16 protein-coding genes are annotated in these 14837 nt (G+C 71.1%); 3 read left to right on the top strand and 13 right to left on the bottom strand.

The window, feature by feature from the left end; translation table 11 throughout:
* Window positions 1-24 precede the first annotated feature (24 nt).
* Together ACWCXC_RS17815 and ACWCXC_RS17810 are read right to left on the bottom strand one after the other, a co-directional pair.
* Window positions 25-714, bottom strand: coding sequence for an SDR family oxidoreductase (locus tag ACWCXC_RS17815; protein ID WP_450889714.1), 690 nt, complete (start codon window positions 712-714; stop codon window positions 25-27).
* 37 nt (window positions 715-751) lie between these two features.
* Window positions 752-1291 (bottom strand): LOG family protein, encoded by a 540-nt coding sequence (locus ACWCXC_RS17810; RefSeq protein WP_450680302.1) that lies wholly within the window; start codon window positions 1289-1291, stop codon window positions 752-754.
* Window positions 1292-1426: 135 nt separating this feature from the next.
* On the opposite strand from ACWCXC_RS17810, the gene ACWCXC_RS17805 reads away from it, so the two are divergent.
* On the top strand, window positions 1427-2233 hold the full coding sequence (locus ACWCXC_RS17805; protein WP_450889712.1) for an alpha/beta fold hydrolase: 807 nt from the start codon (window positions 1427-1429) through the stop codon (window positions 2231-2233).
* Between the two features lie 91 nt (window positions 2234-2324).
* Here ACWCXC_RS17805 and mnmA read toward each other — a convergent pair whose 3' ends face one another.
* Entirely contained in the window at window positions 2325-3452 is a 1128-nt protein-coding gene (gene mnmA, locus ACWCXC_RS17800; RefSeq protein ID WP_450680300.1) for a tRNA 2-thiouridine(34) synthase MnmA, read from the bottom strand.
* Window positions 3453-3513: 61 nt separating this feature from the next.
* Here mnmA and ACWCXC_RS17795 point away from each other — a divergent pair, with 61 nt between their 5' ends.
* On the top strand, window positions 3514-4215 hold the full coding sequence (locus ACWCXC_RS17795) for an N-acetylmuramoyl-L-alanine amidase (protein ID WP_450889809.1): 702 nt from the start codon (window positions 3514-3516) through the stop codon (window positions 4213-4215).
* A gap of 106 nt (window positions 4216-4321) precedes the next feature.
* Here ACWCXC_RS17795 and ACWCXC_RS17790 read toward each other — a convergent pair whose 3' ends face one another.
* From ACWCXC_RS17790 to ACWCXC_RS17780, 3 genes are all read right to left on the bottom strand, one after another.
* The gene (locus ACWCXC_RS17790; RefSeq protein WP_450680299.1) at window positions 4322-5491 is read right to left on the bottom strand and encodes a cysteine desulfurase family protein; all 1170 of its coding nucleotides are present in this window, start codon (window positions 5489-5491) and stop codon (window positions 4322-4324) included.
* 142 nt (window positions 5492-5633) lie between these two features.
* Window positions 5634-5900, bottom strand: coding sequence for a DUF4190 domain-containing protein (locus tag ACWCXC_RS17785; protein WP_450680298.1), 267 nt, complete (start codon window positions 5898-5900; stop codon window positions 5634-5636).
* Entirely contained in the window at window positions 5897-6058 is a 162-nt protein-coding gene (locus tag ACWCXC_RS17780) for a hypothetical protein (protein WP_450889709.1), read from the bottom strand. Before ACWCXC_RS17780 ends, ACWCXC_RS17785 begins: the two co-directional genes overlap by 4 nt.
* Window positions 6059-6187: 129 nt before the next feature.
* Here ACWCXC_RS17780 and ACWCXC_RS17775 point away from each other — a divergent pair, with 129 nt between their 5' ends.
* A complete protein-coding gene (locus ACWCXC_RS17775) occupies window positions 6188-6832 on the top strand; it encodes a TetR family transcriptional regulator (RefSeq protein WP_450889707.1) in 645 nt (214 codons plus the stop codon).
* 91 nt (window positions 6833-6923) lie between these two features.
* Here the strand turns inward: ACWCXC_RS17775 and ACWCXC_RS17770 are convergent, their stop codons facing one another.
* The 7 genes from ACWCXC_RS17770 to ACWCXC_RS17740 form a co-directional block, all read right to left on the bottom strand.
* Window positions 6924-7790 carry a thioesterase family protein gene (locus ACWCXC_RS17770; RefSeq protein WP_450680296.1) on the bottom strand — a complete coding sequence of 289 codons (867 nt, stop codon included), beginning with the start codon at window positions 7788-7790 and terminating at the stop codon, window positions 6924-6926.
* Window positions 7791-7834: 44 nt separating this feature from the next.
* Window positions 7835-8494: a trimeric intracellular cation channel family protein gene (locus ACWCXC_RS17765; RefSeq protein ID WP_450680295.1), complete on the bottom strand. Its 660-nt coding sequence runs from the start codon at window positions 8492-8494 to the stop codon at window positions 7835-7837.
* An 18-nt stretch (window positions 8495-8512) separates the two neighbouring features.
* The gene (locus ACWCXC_RS17760; protein WP_450889807.1) at window positions 8513-9598 is read right to left on the bottom strand and encodes an ABC transporter ATP-binding protein; all 1086 of its coding nucleotides are present in this window, start codon (window positions 9596-9598) and stop codon (window positions 8513-8515) included.
* 50 nt (window positions 9599-9648) lie between these two features.
* A complete protein-coding gene (locus tag ACWCXC_RS17755) occupies window positions 9649-10740 on the bottom strand; it encodes an ABC transporter ATP-binding protein (protein ID WP_450680294.1) in 1092 nt (363 codons plus the stop codon).
* Complete coding sequence (locus ACWCXC_RS17750; RefSeq protein WP_383635336.1) at window positions 10737-11747, bottom strand: ABC transporter permease; 1011 nt, start codon at window positions 11745-11747, stop codon at window positions 10737-10739. Before ACWCXC_RS17750 ends, ACWCXC_RS17755 begins: the two co-directional genes overlap by 4 nt.
* Before the next feature lie 146 nt (window positions 11748-11893).
* On the bottom strand, window positions 11894-13657 hold the full coding sequence (locus ACWCXC_RS17745; protein ID WP_450680293.1) for an ABC transporter substrate-binding protein: 1764 nt from the start codon (window positions 13655-13657) through the stop codon (window positions 11894-11896).
* A 69-nt stretch (window positions 13658-13726) separates the two neighbouring features.
* Window positions 13727-14725 (bottom strand): ABC transporter permease, encoded by a 999-nt coding sequence (locus ACWCXC_RS17740; RefSeq protein WP_450680292.1) that lies wholly within the window; start codon window positions 14723-14725, stop codon window positions 13727-13729.
* Window positions 14726-14837 lie beyond the last annotated feature (112 nt).

Here is a 14837-nt window from a genome sequence, read left to right as displayed (position 1 = left end):
GCCGGGGCGGCACGGCCCGGTGCGTCAGCGCCCGGGGCGGACCGTGAGGTCGTTGACCTCGGCGTCGCGCGGCAGGTCGAGCGCCATGAGGATGGTGGTGGCGACGGACTCGGGGTCGATCCAGCGGGCGGGGTCGTACTCCTTGCCCTCCTGCCGGTGGACCTTCTCCTGCATGGGGCTGGCGGTGCGGCCGGGGTAGACGGTGGTGACGCGGACGCCGTGGCCGTGCTCCTCGTGGCGCAGCGAGTCGGCCAGGGCCTTCAGCCCGTGCTTGCTGGCCGCGTACGCGCTCCAGCCGGGGCTCGCGGAGAGTCCGGCGCCGGAGTTGACGAAGAGGACGTGGCCCTGGGCGACGCGGACCTGGGGCAGGAACAGGCGGGTCAGCTCGGCGGGGGCGACGAGGTTGGCGTTGAGCTGGACGTGCCATGCCTTGGGGGTGAGGTCGCCGACCGGTCCGAGTTCGACGACGCCCGCGATGTGCAGCAGCGAGTCGAGGCGGTCCGGGACGGTCTGCTGGGCCAGCGCCCAGGAGAGCCGGTCGGGGTTGGAGAGGTCGCCGACGAGCGTGCGGGCGCCGGGGTGGAGCGCGGCGAGTTCCCTGGCGCGGGCCGCGTCGCGGGCCAGCAGCACGAGGTCGTCACCGCGCTCGGCGAGACGGCGGGCGACGGCGGCGCCGATGCCGGAACCGGCACCGGTGAGGAGGTGAGTGGGCATGGACCCATCGTCGCACCCCTCCCCCGGGCCCCGTACGTCACCGCAGTCCGGCGGACTCCTCCAGGTAGGCCAGGGCGCCGACGCCGTCCTCGGCGAAGAAGACCAGCTCGGTGAGCGGGAGGGGCAGGAAGCCCTCGTCCTCCATGCGCTGGAACTGGGTGCGCAGTCCGTCGTAGAAACCGGCGGTGTTGAGCAGGACGACGGGCTTGGTGTGCTTGCCGTGCTTCTTCAGCTCCAGGATCTCGGTGGCCTCGTCGAGCGTCCCGGTGCCACCGACCATGATCACGATCGCGTCGGACTTGGCGAGCAGGAGGGCCTTGCGCTCGGCGAGGTCGCGGGCGATCACCATCTCGTCGGCGTTGGTCCGGGCCTTCGCGGCCAGGAAGTCCACCGAGACGCCGACGAGCTTCCCGCCCGCCTCCTGGACGCCGTCGGCGACGACCTTCATCAGTCCGCTCTCCGACCCGCCCCAGACGAGGGTGTGTCCGCCGCGTCCGATCAGTTCGGCGAACTGGCGGGCGGGGACGGTGTAGCGGTCGTCGAGGTCGGCGGCGGAGAGGAAGACGCAGATGTTCATGGCTGCCACGGTAGATCCCGCCGCCACCGGCCGGACATCCGGGTCCGCACCGGCCGTGACCTGCGCATACGTAAAGGTTCGGAATTTCTTCGCCGGGAGCGATGAGTTTTCGCGGGCCCCGGAGTCCACCCCCGCATGGACAAGACTCTCTCCCGCGACGGCACCCTGATCGCGTACCGGCGCCGGGGCGAAGGCCCGCCGCTGATCCTGGTGGGCGGGGGGCTGGCCACCGGGGCGACCGACGCGCCGCTGGCCCGGCTGCTCGCCCCCCGCTTCGAGGTCGTCACCTACGACCGGCGCGGCCGGGGCGCCAGCGGGGACCGCGCGCCGTACGCGGTGGAGCGCGAGATCGAGGACCTGGCCGCCCTGGCGAAGGCCGTGGGCGGCCGGCCCTGTGTGTTCGGCGTCGGGGCCGGCGGCGCGCTGGCGCTGGAGGCCCAGGCGGCCGGTCTCGCGGTCGCGGGCCTCGCGGTGTACGAGCCGCCCTACACCCCCGGCCCGGCGGGTCTCCTGTTCAAGGCCGACTGCACGGTCCTGCTGCACCGGCTGCTGTCGGCCGGGGACCGGGACGGCGCGGTCGAGCTGTTCCTGTCGAGGACGGGGGTCGCCGCCGACATGATCGCCAGGATGCGGAGGGCGCCGCTGTGGCGGACCCTGGAGTCCGTGGCGCACACCCTCGCGTACGACGACGCGGTGCTGGGCGACGGGACGGTTCCCGCCGAGCGGTTCGCCTCGGTGAGCGCGCGGACGCTGGTGGTCTGCGGCGGCTTCAGCCCGGCGGCGGTCCGGACCTCGACCCGTCTCCTGGCCGACGCCCTCCCCCGGGGCCGGCACCGCACCCTGACCGGTCAGACGCGCGACGTGGCCCCGCAGGCGATCGCTCCGGCCCTGGCGGAGTTCTTCGCCCGGGACCTGTCCGTACGCGAGGCGCAGGCGTCCTGAGACCACCGGGCGGGGCGGGGGGCCGATGCCCCCCGCGCGGTCACGCCCGTACAGGGGTCGGGCATGACCGCGCGGGGACCCGGGGCCGCCGTCAGACCCCGGCAGCCGTCCGGCGCACGGTCGAGGCGATCGTCGCGGAGCCGACCACGCGCGTCCCGTCGTAGAGCACGACCGCCTGGCCGGGGGCCACGCCCCGCACCGGCTCGGAGAACGCGACGTGGAGGGTGCCGTCGACGAGTTCGGCGGTGACCTCGCTCTCGCCGCCGTGGGCACGGAGCTGGGCGGTGTACGTCCCCGGGCCGGACGGAGGCGTTCCGCACCAGCGGGGCTTGATCGCGGTGAGCGAGGTGACGTCCAGGGCCTCGGCGGGGCCGACGGTGACGGTGTTGTTCACCGGGGAGATGTCCAGGACGTAGCGGGGCTTGCCGTCGGGGGCCGGATGGCCGATGCGCAGTCCCTTGCGCTGGCCGATGGTGAAGCCGAACGCGCCGTCGTGGGTGCCCAGCTTCGTACCCGACTCGTCGAGGATGTCGCCCTCGGCCGGGCCGCCGAGCCGGTCGGCCAGGAAGCCCTGGGTGTCTCCGTCCGCGATGAAGCAGATGTCGTGGCTGTCGGGCTTCTTGGCGACCGCGAGGCCCCGGCGCTCGGCCTCGGCGCGGATCTCGTCCTTGGTGGTGAGGGTGTCGCCGAGCGGGAACATGGCGTGGGCGAGCTGGCGCTCGTCCAGGACGCCGAGGACATAGCTCTGGTCCTTGGCCATGTCGCTGGCGCGGTGCAGCTCCCGGTTGCCGTCGTCGCCGGTGACGACGGTGGCGTAGTGGCCGGTGCAGACCGCGTCGAAGCCGAGGGCGAGGGCCTTGTCGAGGAGCGCGGCGAACTTGATCTTCTCGTTGCAGCGCAGGCACGGGTTGGGGGTGCGTCCGGCCTCGTACTCCGCGACGAAGTCCTCGACGACGTCCTCGCGGAAGCGTTCGGCGAGGTCCCAGACGTAGAAGGGGATGCCGATGACGTCCGCGGCGCGGCGGGCGTCCCGGGAGTCCTCGATGGTGCAGCAGCCCCGGGCCCCGGTCCGGAAGGACTGCGGGTTGGCCGAGAGGGCGAGGTGCACACCGGTCACGTCGTGACCCGCTTCGGCGGCGCGGGCAGCGGCGACGGCGGAGTCGACACCGCCGGACATGGCGGCGAGCACACGGAGGGGGCGCGGGGAAGTCTCAGTCATAGCCCCACCAGGGTACGGCTCCCCGGGAACCGAAGGCTCGCGGATACGCGTTGTGGCACACATGGGGAGCAAGGGGTCTGCGGACGGCGGGTCCGGCGCGTCGGCGTCGGGCGGCGAAGGCGGCGGCAGCGGCAGCGGCAGCGGCATCAGCCGGCGCGCGGTGCTGATCGGCGGTGCCGTCACGGCGGCGGGGACGGCGGTGCTGGCGCGGGACCGGATCAGGCGGGCCTGGTGGCGGCTGCCGGGGGTCGACAAGCCGCGCACCCCCGGGGCGGTGGACTACGCGCGGGCGACGTGGACCCCGGCCTCCGAGGCGAACTGGCGCAGGGCCGACCGCCCCGACGACTACGGCATCGACCGGGTCGTCGTCCACGTCACCCAGGGCAGCTTCACCAGTGCGGTCCGGGCCTTCCAGGACCCGGGGCACAAGGCCGCGGCGCACTACATCGTGGGCAAGGACGGGCGGGTGACGCAGATGATCCGCGAGCTGGACGTCGCCTACCACGCGGGCAACCGCTCGTACAACGAACGCAGCGTGGGCATCGAGCACGAGGGCTTCGTCGACCGCCCGCAGGACTTCACCGCGGCGATGTACGGGGCGTCCGCCCGGCTGACCGCGACGATTTGCGCCCGGTACGGCATCCCCGTCGACCGGGAGCACATCATCGGGCACGTGGAGGTGCCGGACGCCGATCACACGGACCCCGGGAAGCACTGGGACTGGGACCGCTATCTGAAGCTGGTCCGCGCGGCGAAGGTCTGAGAGCCGTGCGGGCCCACCCGCGCACGGGTCCGCCCCCACGCTCCGAGCGCGCGGCACGCCCGCGCCCGGGTCTTGGGGCCGCCCGCACGCTCCGAGTGCGCCGGGTTCAGCTCAGTCCGGCCGTCCGGGCCCGTTCCACCGCCGGTCCGATCGCCCGGGCCACGTCCTCGACGTCCTGCTTGGTGGAGGTGTGGCCGAGCGAGAAGCGCAGGGTGCCGCGGGCCAGGTCCGGATCGGTGCCGGTGGCCAGGAGGACGTGGCTGGGCTGGGCGATCCCGGCGGTACAGGCGGAGCCGGTGGAGCAGGCGATGCCCTGGGCGTCCAGCAGCAGCAGGAGCGAGTCGCCCTCGCAGCCGGGGAAGGTGAAGTGGGCGTTGGCAGGGAGCCGGCCGCCGGGGGCGGGGTCGCCGCCGAGGACGGCGTCGGGGACCTGGTCCAGGACGGCCGCCACCAGCTCGTCGCGGAGTTGGCCGATCTCGCGGGCGAAGTCCTCGCGCCGGCCGGCGGCGAGCCGGCCGGCGACGGCGAAGGCCGCGATGCCGGGGGTGTCCAGCGTGCCGGAGCGCACGTGCCGTTCCTGCCCGCCGCCGTGCAGCACCGGCACGGGTGCCTGGTCGCGGCCGAGCAGCAGCGCGCCGACGCCGAAGGGGCCGCCGATCTTGTGCGCGCTCACCGTCATCGCGGCCAGGCCGGAGTCGGCGAAGCCGACGTCGAGCTGCCCGAACGCCTGGACCGCGTCGGCGTGCATCGGGACCCCGAACTCTTGGGCGGTCCCGACCAGTTCGCGGACCGGCTGAATGGTGCCGATCTCGTTGTTGGCCCACATGACGGTGATCAGGGCGACGTCGTCGGGGTCGCGGAGCAGGGCCGCGCGCAGGTCCTCGGGGCGCACCCGGCCGTGGCGGTCGACGGGGAGGTACTCGACGGTGGCGCCCTCGTGCTCGGCGAGCCAGTCGACGGCGTCCAGCACCGCGTGGTGCTCGACGGGGCTGGCCAGCACCCGGGTGCGGCGGGGGTCGGCGTCGCGGCGGGCCCAGTACAGCCCCTTCACCGCGAGGTTGTCGGCCTCGGTCCCGCCGGAGGTGAAGACCACCTCGCTGGGCCGGGCGCCGAGGGCCTCGGCAAGGGTCTCTCTGGACTCCTCGACGGTACGGCGGGCCCGGCGCCCGGCGGCGTGGAGTGAGGACGCGTTCCCGGTGGCGGCGAGCTGCGCGGTCATCGCCGCGATCGCCTCCGGAAGCATCGGCGTGGTCGCGGCGTGGTCGAGGTAAGCCATGGTGGGCCCGATTCTACGAGCCGGGGGCCCGGATCCGTACGACGGACCCCGGGCGTACGGCGGGCGCACGGGGTCCCGGCGCCCGCGCACCTCCGGACCGGGGCCCGGTCCGGAGGTGGGCGGCCCGCGAACCCCGCGTGGTTCAGCCCCCGACGCTCCAGGCGACGGCGCCGTCTGCGGTGACCAGGAGGGCGAGGACGACCAGGTCGGCGACGCCGAGGGCGAGGCCGAGCAGGGCGCGGCCCCGGCGGGTGGTGGAGCGGGCCAGCGCGACGAGGGCCATGACGATGGCGGCGGGCCCCAGCAGCAGGTTCATCACCAGCAGGCCGACGAGCCCGAGCACGAAGGAGGCCACGGCCAGTCCGTCGGCGTCCCGGGTGGCGGGCCGGGCGGCGGCGCGGGCGGTCATGACGTGCGGCGGCGGGCGCCGGTCCGCTCGCGTACGGCGAAGACCAGCAGCCAGCAGCCGATGAGGGCGCCGAGCACCAGGGAGAGCACGGGCGGGATCTGGGCCACCGCTCCCAGCACGATCCCCAGCAGGAGCAGGGCGGCGACAAGGACGATCATGGTCGGCCTTTCGGTGTCGGGGTGGATCACGGATCCGCGAACACTTCGGAGTACGACTGTTCACTGACTCATCAGTCTAGACCCGCGCCCCGCTTTCCCGCCCCGGAGAACAGTTGTTTACTGAATGGCATGAGTCACACCACGGGGATCCGCCAGACCCAGAAGCTGCGCACGCGCCAGGCGCTGCTGGACGCCGCCCTGGGCCTGCTGGAGCACCAGAGCCTGAGCAGCCTGGGACTGCGCGAGGTGACGCGGGCGGTGGGGGTCGCCCCGACCGCCTTCTACCGGCACTTCGACGGCATCGCCGCGCTCGGGGTGGCCCTGGTCGAGCAGACACTGGGCAGTCTGCACGGGATGATCGGCGCGATCCTGGCCGAGACCGGTGACAGCGAGGTCCGGCTGGACCGGAGCGTGGAGCTGATCACGGGCCATGTGCGCGCACAGCCCGCCCACTTCCGCTTCATCGCCCGCGAACAGCACGGCGGCGTCGGCCCCGTCCGCGAGGCGATCGCCGCCGAACTGCGCCGCTTCGCCGAGGAGGTGGCCGCCGCGCTCGCCGGGGAGCCGGAGTCCCGGGGATGGAGCGAGGAGGACCTGCTGATGCTCGGCGGCCTCTACGTGGACCACATGGTCCTCACCGCTTCGGCACTGCTGGACGCGGGCGAGGGCGGCGAGGAGTCCGTCACGGGCGCGGCCCGGCGCCGGCTGCGGCTGATCACGCTCGGCCGGCTCCACTGGCTGGACGGGCCCGGCGCCACCCCGCCCGCCGCATGACGAAGGCCCCGGCCTCCCGGCGGACGGGAGAGCGGGGCCTCGGCGGGACGGGGGTCGGTCGCGCGGGGCGCGGGGCCCGGCGGGACGGGGGTCAGTCGCGCGGGGCGCGGGCCAACTGGCGGGACTGGGCGACCAGACGGTCCCGGCTGTCCCAGACGTCGGCGTCCTCCTCCAGGAAGCCGCCCGCCAGATTGCGGGTGGTGATGGAGACGCGCAGCGGCCCCGGGGCCGGGCGGCAGCGGATGTGGGCGGTCAGCTCGACGGTGGGGGTCCAGCCCTTCAGCCCCAGCTCGAAGGAGGTCGGCGGCAGCGCGTCGACCGTGAGCAGCAGGGAGAGCGGGTCGGCGTCGCGCCCGTCGGCCAGTCCGAACCAGCCGCGCATCTCGCCCTTGCCGGAAGGCTGCCCGATGGCCCAGCCGACCGTGGCCGGGTCGAGCCTGATGTCGAGCCGCTCGGTGATGGCGGAGCTGCCCGGGATCGGGGCGTCGCCGTCGCTCGCGCCGAGGCAGTGCTCGCGGGGCGGCATGGCCGGGGGCTCGGCGGCGGTGCGGACGTCGTCGCTGAGGGCGTCCAGGTCGCCGTAGGTGGCGACGACGCGGATGCGCTCGATCTCGGTGCCGTCCTCGGCGTACTGGAAGAGGGACGCCTGGCCGGTCGAGAGGGTGCGGCCGGCGCGGACGGTCTCGGTGCGGATCACCGCGGGGCCGGGGACCGACGCGGTCAGATAGTGCGCGGAGACCGAGAAGGGGTCCGGGTGCGGCAGGGCCTCGCCCAGAGCGCGGCCGAGCAGGGCGAGCAGATAGCCGCCGTTGACGGCGTGGATGATCGTCCAGCCCGCCGAGAGCTCCGCGTCGTAGACGCCCTCTTCCCGGAGGGTGACGGCGGTGTCCCGGTCGAACTCGCTGTCGCCGATGGTCGCCCGCGCGGCCGGAGCCGCCTGCTCTGTTGCCTGTGCCATGGCAGGCACCGTACACCGATTCTATTACTGAGCGGTAGCTTTTTTCAGTTCTCCTCCGCCGTCGCCGAACGGCGGTTGAAGGCGCGCGGGGCCCGCCAGTGGAAGCGCAGCGCCAGCAGCCGCAGCACGAAGGCGGTGATCACGGCCGTGCCGCTGGTGAAGGCGTTGAGCGCCTCGAAGCGGATGCAGAGCACGATCATGGCGGCCCCGACGATCGCGGGCACCGCGTACAGATCGCGGTCCCAGCGCAGCAGCGAGGGCACCTCGTTGGCCAGCACGTCGCGCAGCACCCCGCCGCCGACGGCGGTGGCCAGGCCGAGCGCCGCCGACGCCGTGAGCCCGAGGCCGTAGTCGTACGCCTTCACCGTCCCCGTGACGCAGAACAGCCCGAGGCCCGCCGCGTCGAAGACGTTGACCCCGGTCTGGATCCGCTCCACGTGCGGATGCAGGAAGAAGACCAGTCCGGCGGCGAGCAGCGGGGTGGTGAAGTAGCCGAGATCGGTGAAGGCCGCGGGCGGCACCGCGCCGATGATCACGTCACGGAACAGCCCTCCGCCCAGCGCGGTCACCTCGGCGAGGACCGCGATGCCGAAGACATCGAAGTTCTTGCGTACGGCGAGCAGGGCGCCCGAGATCGCGAAGACGAAGATCCCGACGATGTCGAGCGCATGCTGGACGGAGGGCGTGAACAGTTCGTTGAGCACCGGGCAATTGTGCCGGTACTACTCCTTCGTCTCCTCCTCGGAGGGTGCGGAGGGTGTCGCGGTCCCGGTGGTGCCCAGACCCTCGGCGTTCTCCGGGTGGTGGCAGGCGACCCGGTGGCCGGTCTTCAGCGCGATCAGCGGCGGCTCCTGCGTCTTGCAGACCTCCGTCGCCTTCCAGCACCGGGTGTGGAAACGGCAGCCGCTGGGCGGCGAGATCGGCGAGGGCACATCGCCCTTGAGCAGGATGCGCTCGCTCTTCATCCCGCGCCGGCGCGGGTCGGGGACCGGCACCGCCGACATCAGGGCCTTGGTGTACGGGTGCATCGGCGCCGCGTAGAGGGACTTGCGGTCGGCCAGCTCGACGATCTTGCCCAGGTACATCACCGCGATGCGGTCCGAGACATGGCGGATGACCGAGAGGTCGTGCGCGATGATCACATAGGTGAGCCCCAGCTCCTGCTGGAGGTCGTCCAGCAGGTTGACCACCTGGGCCTGGATCGACACGTCCAGCGCCGAGACCGGCTCGTCGGCCACGACCAGCTTGGGGCGCAGGGCAAGCGCGCGGGCGATGCCGATGCGCTGGCGCTGGCCGCCGGAGAACTCGTGCGGGTAGCGGTTGTAGTGCTCGGGGCTGAGCCCGACCAGCGACAGCAGCTCCTGCACGTGGTTCTTCAGACCGCCCTCGGGCTCGACGCCCTGGAGCCGGAACGGGGCGCTGACGATCGTGCCGATCGTGTGGCGGGGGTTCAGCGAGGAGTACGGGTCCTGGAAGATCATCTGGACGTCGCGGCGCATCGGCCGCATCTGCCCCATGGACAGATGCGTGATGTCACGGCCCTCGAACTCGACCTTGCCGCCCGTCGGTTCGATCAGCCGGGTGATGAGCCGGCCCATCGTCGACTTGCCGCAGCCGGACTCGCCGACCACGCCCAGGGTCTCCCCCGGGTACACCTCGAAGTCGATGCCGTCGACGGCCTTCACCGCGCCGGTCTGGCGCTGGAGGATGCCCTTGCGGATCGGGAAGTGCTTGACCAGGCCCTCGACCCTGAGCAGCGGCTCGCGCGCGGAGGTCGCCTGCTCCGGGATCTTCACGTCCTTCTCCAGCACCGGGGGATCCTTCTTCTCGCTCACGTCGCTCGCCTCACTCGCCTCGCTCACAGCTTCGGCGCAATCTCTTCGGTCCAGATCCGGGACCGCTCCTCCGGGGCCATGTGGCAGGCGGAGAAGTGGCCGTCACCGACCTGCGTCAGCTCGGGACGCGTGGTGCGGGTGAGGTTGTCCTTGGGGATGTCCGCGTACGGGCAGCGCGGGTTGAAGGCGCAGCCGCTCGGCACGTTGATCAGCGACGGCGGCTGCCCCTTGACGGGGATCAGCCGGTCGGTCTCCTCGCGGTCGATGCGCGGCATCGAGCTGAGCAGACCCCAGGTGTACGGGTGCTGGGCCTCGTAGAAGACCTTCTCCGCGGGACCGCGCTCGACGCACCGGCCGCCGTACATCACCAGGAGGTCGTCGGCCATCTCCGCGACGACCCCGAGGTCGTGCGTGATCATGATGACGGCGGAGCCGAACTCCTTCTGCAGGTCCCGGATCAGGTCCAGGATCTGCGCCTGGACGGTGACGTCCAGGGCGGTGGTCGGCTCGTCCGCGATGAGCAGTTCCGGGTTGTTGACCAGGGCCATCGCGATCATGGCGCGCTGGCGCATGCCGCCGGAGAACTCGTGCGGGTGGGAGTCGACCCGCTTGTGCGGCTCGGGGATGCCGACCCGGTCGAGCATCTCGACGGCCCGGGTGCGGGCGGTCTTCCTGCTGACCTTGTGGTGGACCCGGTACGCCTCCACGATCTGCGAGCCGACCGTGAAGTACGGGTGCATCGCGGAGAGCGGGTCCTGGAAGATCATGGCCATCTTGCGGCCGCGCAGTTCGCGCACCCGCGCGTCGGAGGCGCCGAGCAGCTCCTCGCCGTCCAGCCAGACCTCGCCGGAGATCCGCGCGTTGGGAGCCGTGCGGTGCAGTCCGAGGATGCCCAGCGAGGTGACGGACTTGCCGGAGCCGGACTCACCGACGATGCCGAGGGTCCGGCCGGGCTTCACGTCGAAGCTGACGCCGTCGACCGACTTGACCAGGCCGTCGTCGGTCTTGAAGTGGATGCGCAGATCCCGTACCGAGAGGAAGGCGTCGTCGTCGCCGGCCGGCGCGGCGGCGGGCTCGCCCACTGCCGCGGTCTGTGCCTTGGAAACGTCACTCACGAGAGCCTCACCCTGGGGTCGATGGCGGCGTACACCAGGTCCACCAGCAGATTGCAGATGACGATGAAGAAGGCGGCGACGAGCGTCACGCCCATGACGATCGGGAGGTCGTTCTCCTGCACGCTCTTGATGGCGTACTGGCCCATCCCCTGGAAGGAGAAGACCGTCTCGGTGATGACGGCACCGCCGACCAGCAGGCCGAAGTCCATGCCGAAGATGGTCACGATCGGGGTGAGCGCGGCGCGCAGGCCGTGCTTGCCGATGACCTTGCTCTCCCGCAGGCCCTTGGCGCGGGCCGTGCGGATGTAGTCCTCGCCCATGGTCTCCAGCATCCCGGCTCTGGTGATGCGGGCGTAGAGGGCGGAGTAGAGGAAGGCGAGCGAGCACCACGGGATGAGCAGGTTCCACGCCCAGTCCAGCGGGCTCTCCGTGAAGGGCACATAGGTGATCGATTCCCAGATCGGCCACTGCACGGTCAGCACGCCCAGCGCGAGCATGCCGGTGAAGAAGATCGGCAGGGAGACACCGGCGAGCGCGACGCCCATGAAGAAGCGGTCGAGGATCGATCCGCGCTTGAGGGCGGAGACGACACCGATCGCCACACCGCTGATCAGCCAGATCACCGCGGCACCGATGGCCAGCGAGAAGGTGACCGGGATGCGCGCGGTCAGCTCGGGCCACACCTCGACGTGCCGCTTGAAGGAGTAGCCGAAGCAGGGCACCCCGCAGTGCGTGGCCTCGGGGCCGAACTGGAAGTCGGCGCCGACGAACAGCTGCTTGAGGAAGTGCCAGTACTGCACGTAGAGCGGCTGGTCGAGGCCGAGGTTCTGCTTGACCGCGAGGATGGACTGCGGGTTGGCGTCCTTGCCCACGTACTGGGCTGCCAGTTGGTCCATCGTCTGACCGGCCAGCCGGGGGACGAGGAAGAAGATCGCGAAGGTGACTGCGCTGACGATCAACAGCAGCAGCACCGCGCCGAAGACGCGTCGGATGATGTACGCAGCCACAGCTATCCGGCGCCGGTACCCGCCCGCCGGGGATGACCCATACGGTCGGACACCGTGCCTTCACCTGCCTTTCGGGACAATTCTGGGGGTCCGGAGGCCGCTCCCCGGGCCGCGCGCGCGGCCCGGCCCGGGGAGCGGGGCCGTTCCTACTTGGCGGAACCCATCAGCACGTAGTCGTACATGCCGAGGTAGGCCTGGGTGACCGTGACGTTCGTCGCGGAGACCGGGCGGAGCAGCAGGTTCTTGCGGTAGATCAGCGGCACGGCGGTGGCACCCTCGGCGACCGCGCGGTCGACGTTGGCCCATGCCTTGGCGCGGGCGGTGTCGTCCGTGTTGGCGATGCCCTCGTTGAGGAGCTTGTTGATCGCCGGGTCGTTCAGTTCCTGGACGTTGTTGCCACCGGACGGCTTGATGGCCGAGCCGTTGATGATCTGGTCCAGGAAGCCGAAGCCGGTCGGCCAGTCAGCACCCCAGGCGCTCATGATCATGCCGAGCTTGTTGGCGTGGACGTAGCTCGGGTTGCCCGCAAAGTTCTGGAAGTACTTGCCCGCCGGGAAGGTCTTGATCTCGGCGTTGACGCCGATCTTCTTCAGCGAGGCCTGCACTGCGGTGACCATGGCCATCTCGGCGGGACGGTCGGAACGGGCCGAGATCTTGGTGTCGAAGCCGTTCGGCTTGCCGCACTGCTTCAGCTCGTCCTTGGCCTTCGCCTCGTCGCCCTTGTGGCCGGCCGACTCGTAGAGGTCGAACTTCTCGTAGCCGTTGACGGTCGGCGGCAGCAGGGTCGTCGCGACGTCACCCTTGGGGTCGCCACCCTGGGCGGCCTGGACCGACGCCTTGTCGATGCCCCACTGGACGGCCTTGCGGCAGTGGATGTTGTCGAACGGGGCGACGTTGACGTTCAGACCGATGTACGAGGTGGCGCCCGCGTACGAGTTGTCGGTCTGCTTCTTCAGGTCGGCCTTGGTGAGGACCTTCGGCTGCGTCGCGGGGGCGACACCGGTGCCGGCGCCGTCGACCGTGATGTTGTCCGAGAGCAGGTTGTTGTCGACCGTCTCCTGCTTCACCTTGAAGCGGACGGTGATCTTGTCCGGCAGGGCCGGGCGGATCGGGTCGGTCTTCGGGTCCCAGTTCTCGTTGCGGACGAGGGTCGCGCCGCGGCCCTCCTCGTAGGACTCGAACTTGTACGGGCCCGAGGACACCATGTTCTTGACGTAGTCGGCGCCCTTGTCCTTCGCGGCCGGCACGGGGGCCGTCTGCGAGAAGGTCGCCAGGTAGTCGAAGTCCGCGAACGCGTCCTTCAGCTTGAAGACGATGGTGGAGTCGTCCGGCGTCTCGATGGAGGCGATGCCGTTCGGGTTCTTGTCCTTGTAGGGACCCTTGTACTTGTCGCCGCCGATGAGGTGGGCCTTGAAGTACGTCGGGCCGTTGGACAGGGCCTCCGGCGCGAAGTTGGACCGCTCGACGGCGTACTTGACGTCCTTCGAGGTGATCGGGGTCCCGTCGTCGTACTTGAGACCCTTCTTCAGGGTGTACGTCCAGGTCTTGGCGTCCGGGCTGGCCTTGCCGAGCCCCTCGGCGAGGTCCGGGACGACCTCCAGGCCCTCCTTGCCGGCGGCCGGCTTGAAGGAGGTCAGGCTGCGGCTGTACAGGCGGGCGAAGTTCTGCACCCAGCCGTAGTACGTGTTGCCGGGGTCGAGCGAGTCGGGCTCGTCCGACATCTCCAGCTTGAGCGTGCCGCCCTTCTTGTCCGACTTGTTGACGATGGACGTCAGCGCGGCGTCGGTGGCGCCGGAGCCGCCCTTGCCCTTGGAGCCGCCGTCGTCGTCCTTGGAGCCGTTGCACGCGGAGGCGCCCAGCATCAGAACCACGGCCGTGGCAACCAACGCTGTCGTTTTTCTGGTCTTCACCTGAGGAAATCCCCCTCAATCGATGGTTGCCGTGGCATGTCGCACGTCGTCGTGACGAGCACCCGGGACCTACTTGCCGCGGGGATCGAGCGCATCGCGCAGCCCGTCTCCCAGCAGGTTGAACGCCAGGACCGTGACGAAGATGGCCACGCCCGGCACGATCATGTACATCGGGTCGTTCTCGTAGAAGTCGATCGCGTTGGTGAGCATCCCGCCCCAGGAGGCCTGCGGCGGCGCGATACCGACACCGAGATAGCTGAGCCCCGCCTCGAAGAGGATGTTCGAGGGGATGAGCAGCGTGGAGTAGACGAGCACGGGCGCCACCAGGTTGGGCAGCAGCTCCCGGAAGAGGATGAAGGGGCCGCGGGCGCCCAACGAGCGCGCGGCCTCGACGAATTCGCGGTTGCGCAGGCTCATGGTCTGGGCGCGGACGATACGGCCCATGTACGGCCAGCTGAAGAAGCCGATCACGAAGATGAGGACCGCGATGCGCAGCGGCAGCCCCTCCAGGCCGAAGGCCCCGTCCTGGAGCGCGGCCGAGATGGAGATCGCGAAGAGGAGCAGCGGGAAGGCGAGGAAGGTGTCCATCATGCGGCTGATGACCGTGTCCACCCAGCCGCCGTAGAAGCCGGAGACCACGCCCATGAAGACGCCGATGACGACGGAGAGCAGGGTGGCTCCCACGGCGACGACCATGGAGACCCAGGAGCCCTCGATGATGCGGGTCATGATGTCGCGGCCGTATTGTGGCTCAACGCCCAGCGGATGGCTCCAACTGATGCCGCCCCAGTCGCCCTTGGGGGCGAGCAGCGCCGGGTCGATGAGGTCCTGGTGGAACTCGTTGGGGTCCAGTCCGAAGACGGCCTGGATCGGCTTGGAGAGCACGGCGAGCAGGATCAGCAGGAGGACGACGACGCCCCCGGCCACGGCCACCTTGTCGCGCTTGAAGCGCGTCCAGGCGATCTGTCCGAGCGAACGGCCTTCGATCTGGCTCTGCTTGACCCCCGTGAGTACTGCCTCCGGCTGCGCCTCGGCAGCCGAACCGGTGGTCTCGATCGGTGCGGTCACAGTGCCCTTGACCCCTCCCGCCGGCGGTGGCCGGCCCCTACTCGCCGCGGTGACGGCCTGGCGCGTGTCAGCCGCGGCACGTACGGCGGCTGATGTTTTCGGTGCGAATGCG

It is taken from the genome of Streptomyces sp. NPDC001515 (assembly GCF_053597115.1).
Note: the sequence above shows the minus strand (reverse complement) of the source record. Positions and strands in the feature narration are given on the sequence as shown.

Coding starts and splice junctions, on each gene's coding strand:
- ACWCXC_RS17815 (WP_450889714.1), bottom strand. CDS start 714: ATGCCCACTCACCTCCTCACCGGTGCCGGTTCCGGCATCGGCGCCGCC.
- ACWCXC_RS17810 (WP_450680302.1), bottom strand. CDS start 1,291: ATGAACATCTGCGTCTTCCTCTCCGCCGCCGACCTCGACGACCGCTAC.
- ACWCXC_RS17805 (WP_450889712.1), top strand. CDS start 1,427: ATGGACAAGACTCTCTCCCGCGACGGCACCCTGATCGCGTACCGGCGC.
- mnmA (WP_450680300.1), bottom strand. CDS start 3,452: ATGACTGAGACTTCCCCGCGCCCCCTCCGTGTGCTCGCCGCCATGTCC.
- ACWCXC_RS17795 (WP_450889809.1), top strand. CDS start 3,514: ATGGGGAGCAAGGGGTCTGCGGACGGCGGGTCCGGCGCGTCGGCGTCG.
- ACWCXC_RS17790 (WP_450680299.1), bottom strand. CDS start 5,491: ATGGCTTACCTCGACCACGCCGCGACCACGCCGATGCTTCCGGAGGCG.
- ACWCXC_RS17785 (WP_450680298.1), bottom strand. CDS start 5,900: ATGACCGCCCGCGCCGCCGCCCGGCCCGCCACCCGGGACGCCGACGGA.
- ACWCXC_RS17780 (WP_450889709.1), bottom strand. CDS start 6,058: ATGATCGTCCTTGTCGCCGCCCTGCTCCTGCTGGGGATCGTGCTGGGA.
- ACWCXC_RS17775 (WP_450889707.1), top strand. CDS start 6,188: ATGAGTCACACCACGGGGATCCGCCAGACCCAGAAGCTGCGCACGCGC.
- ACWCXC_RS17770 (WP_450680296.1), bottom strand. CDS start 7,790: ATGGCACAGGCAACAGAGCAGGCGGCTCCGGCCGCGCGGGCGACCATC.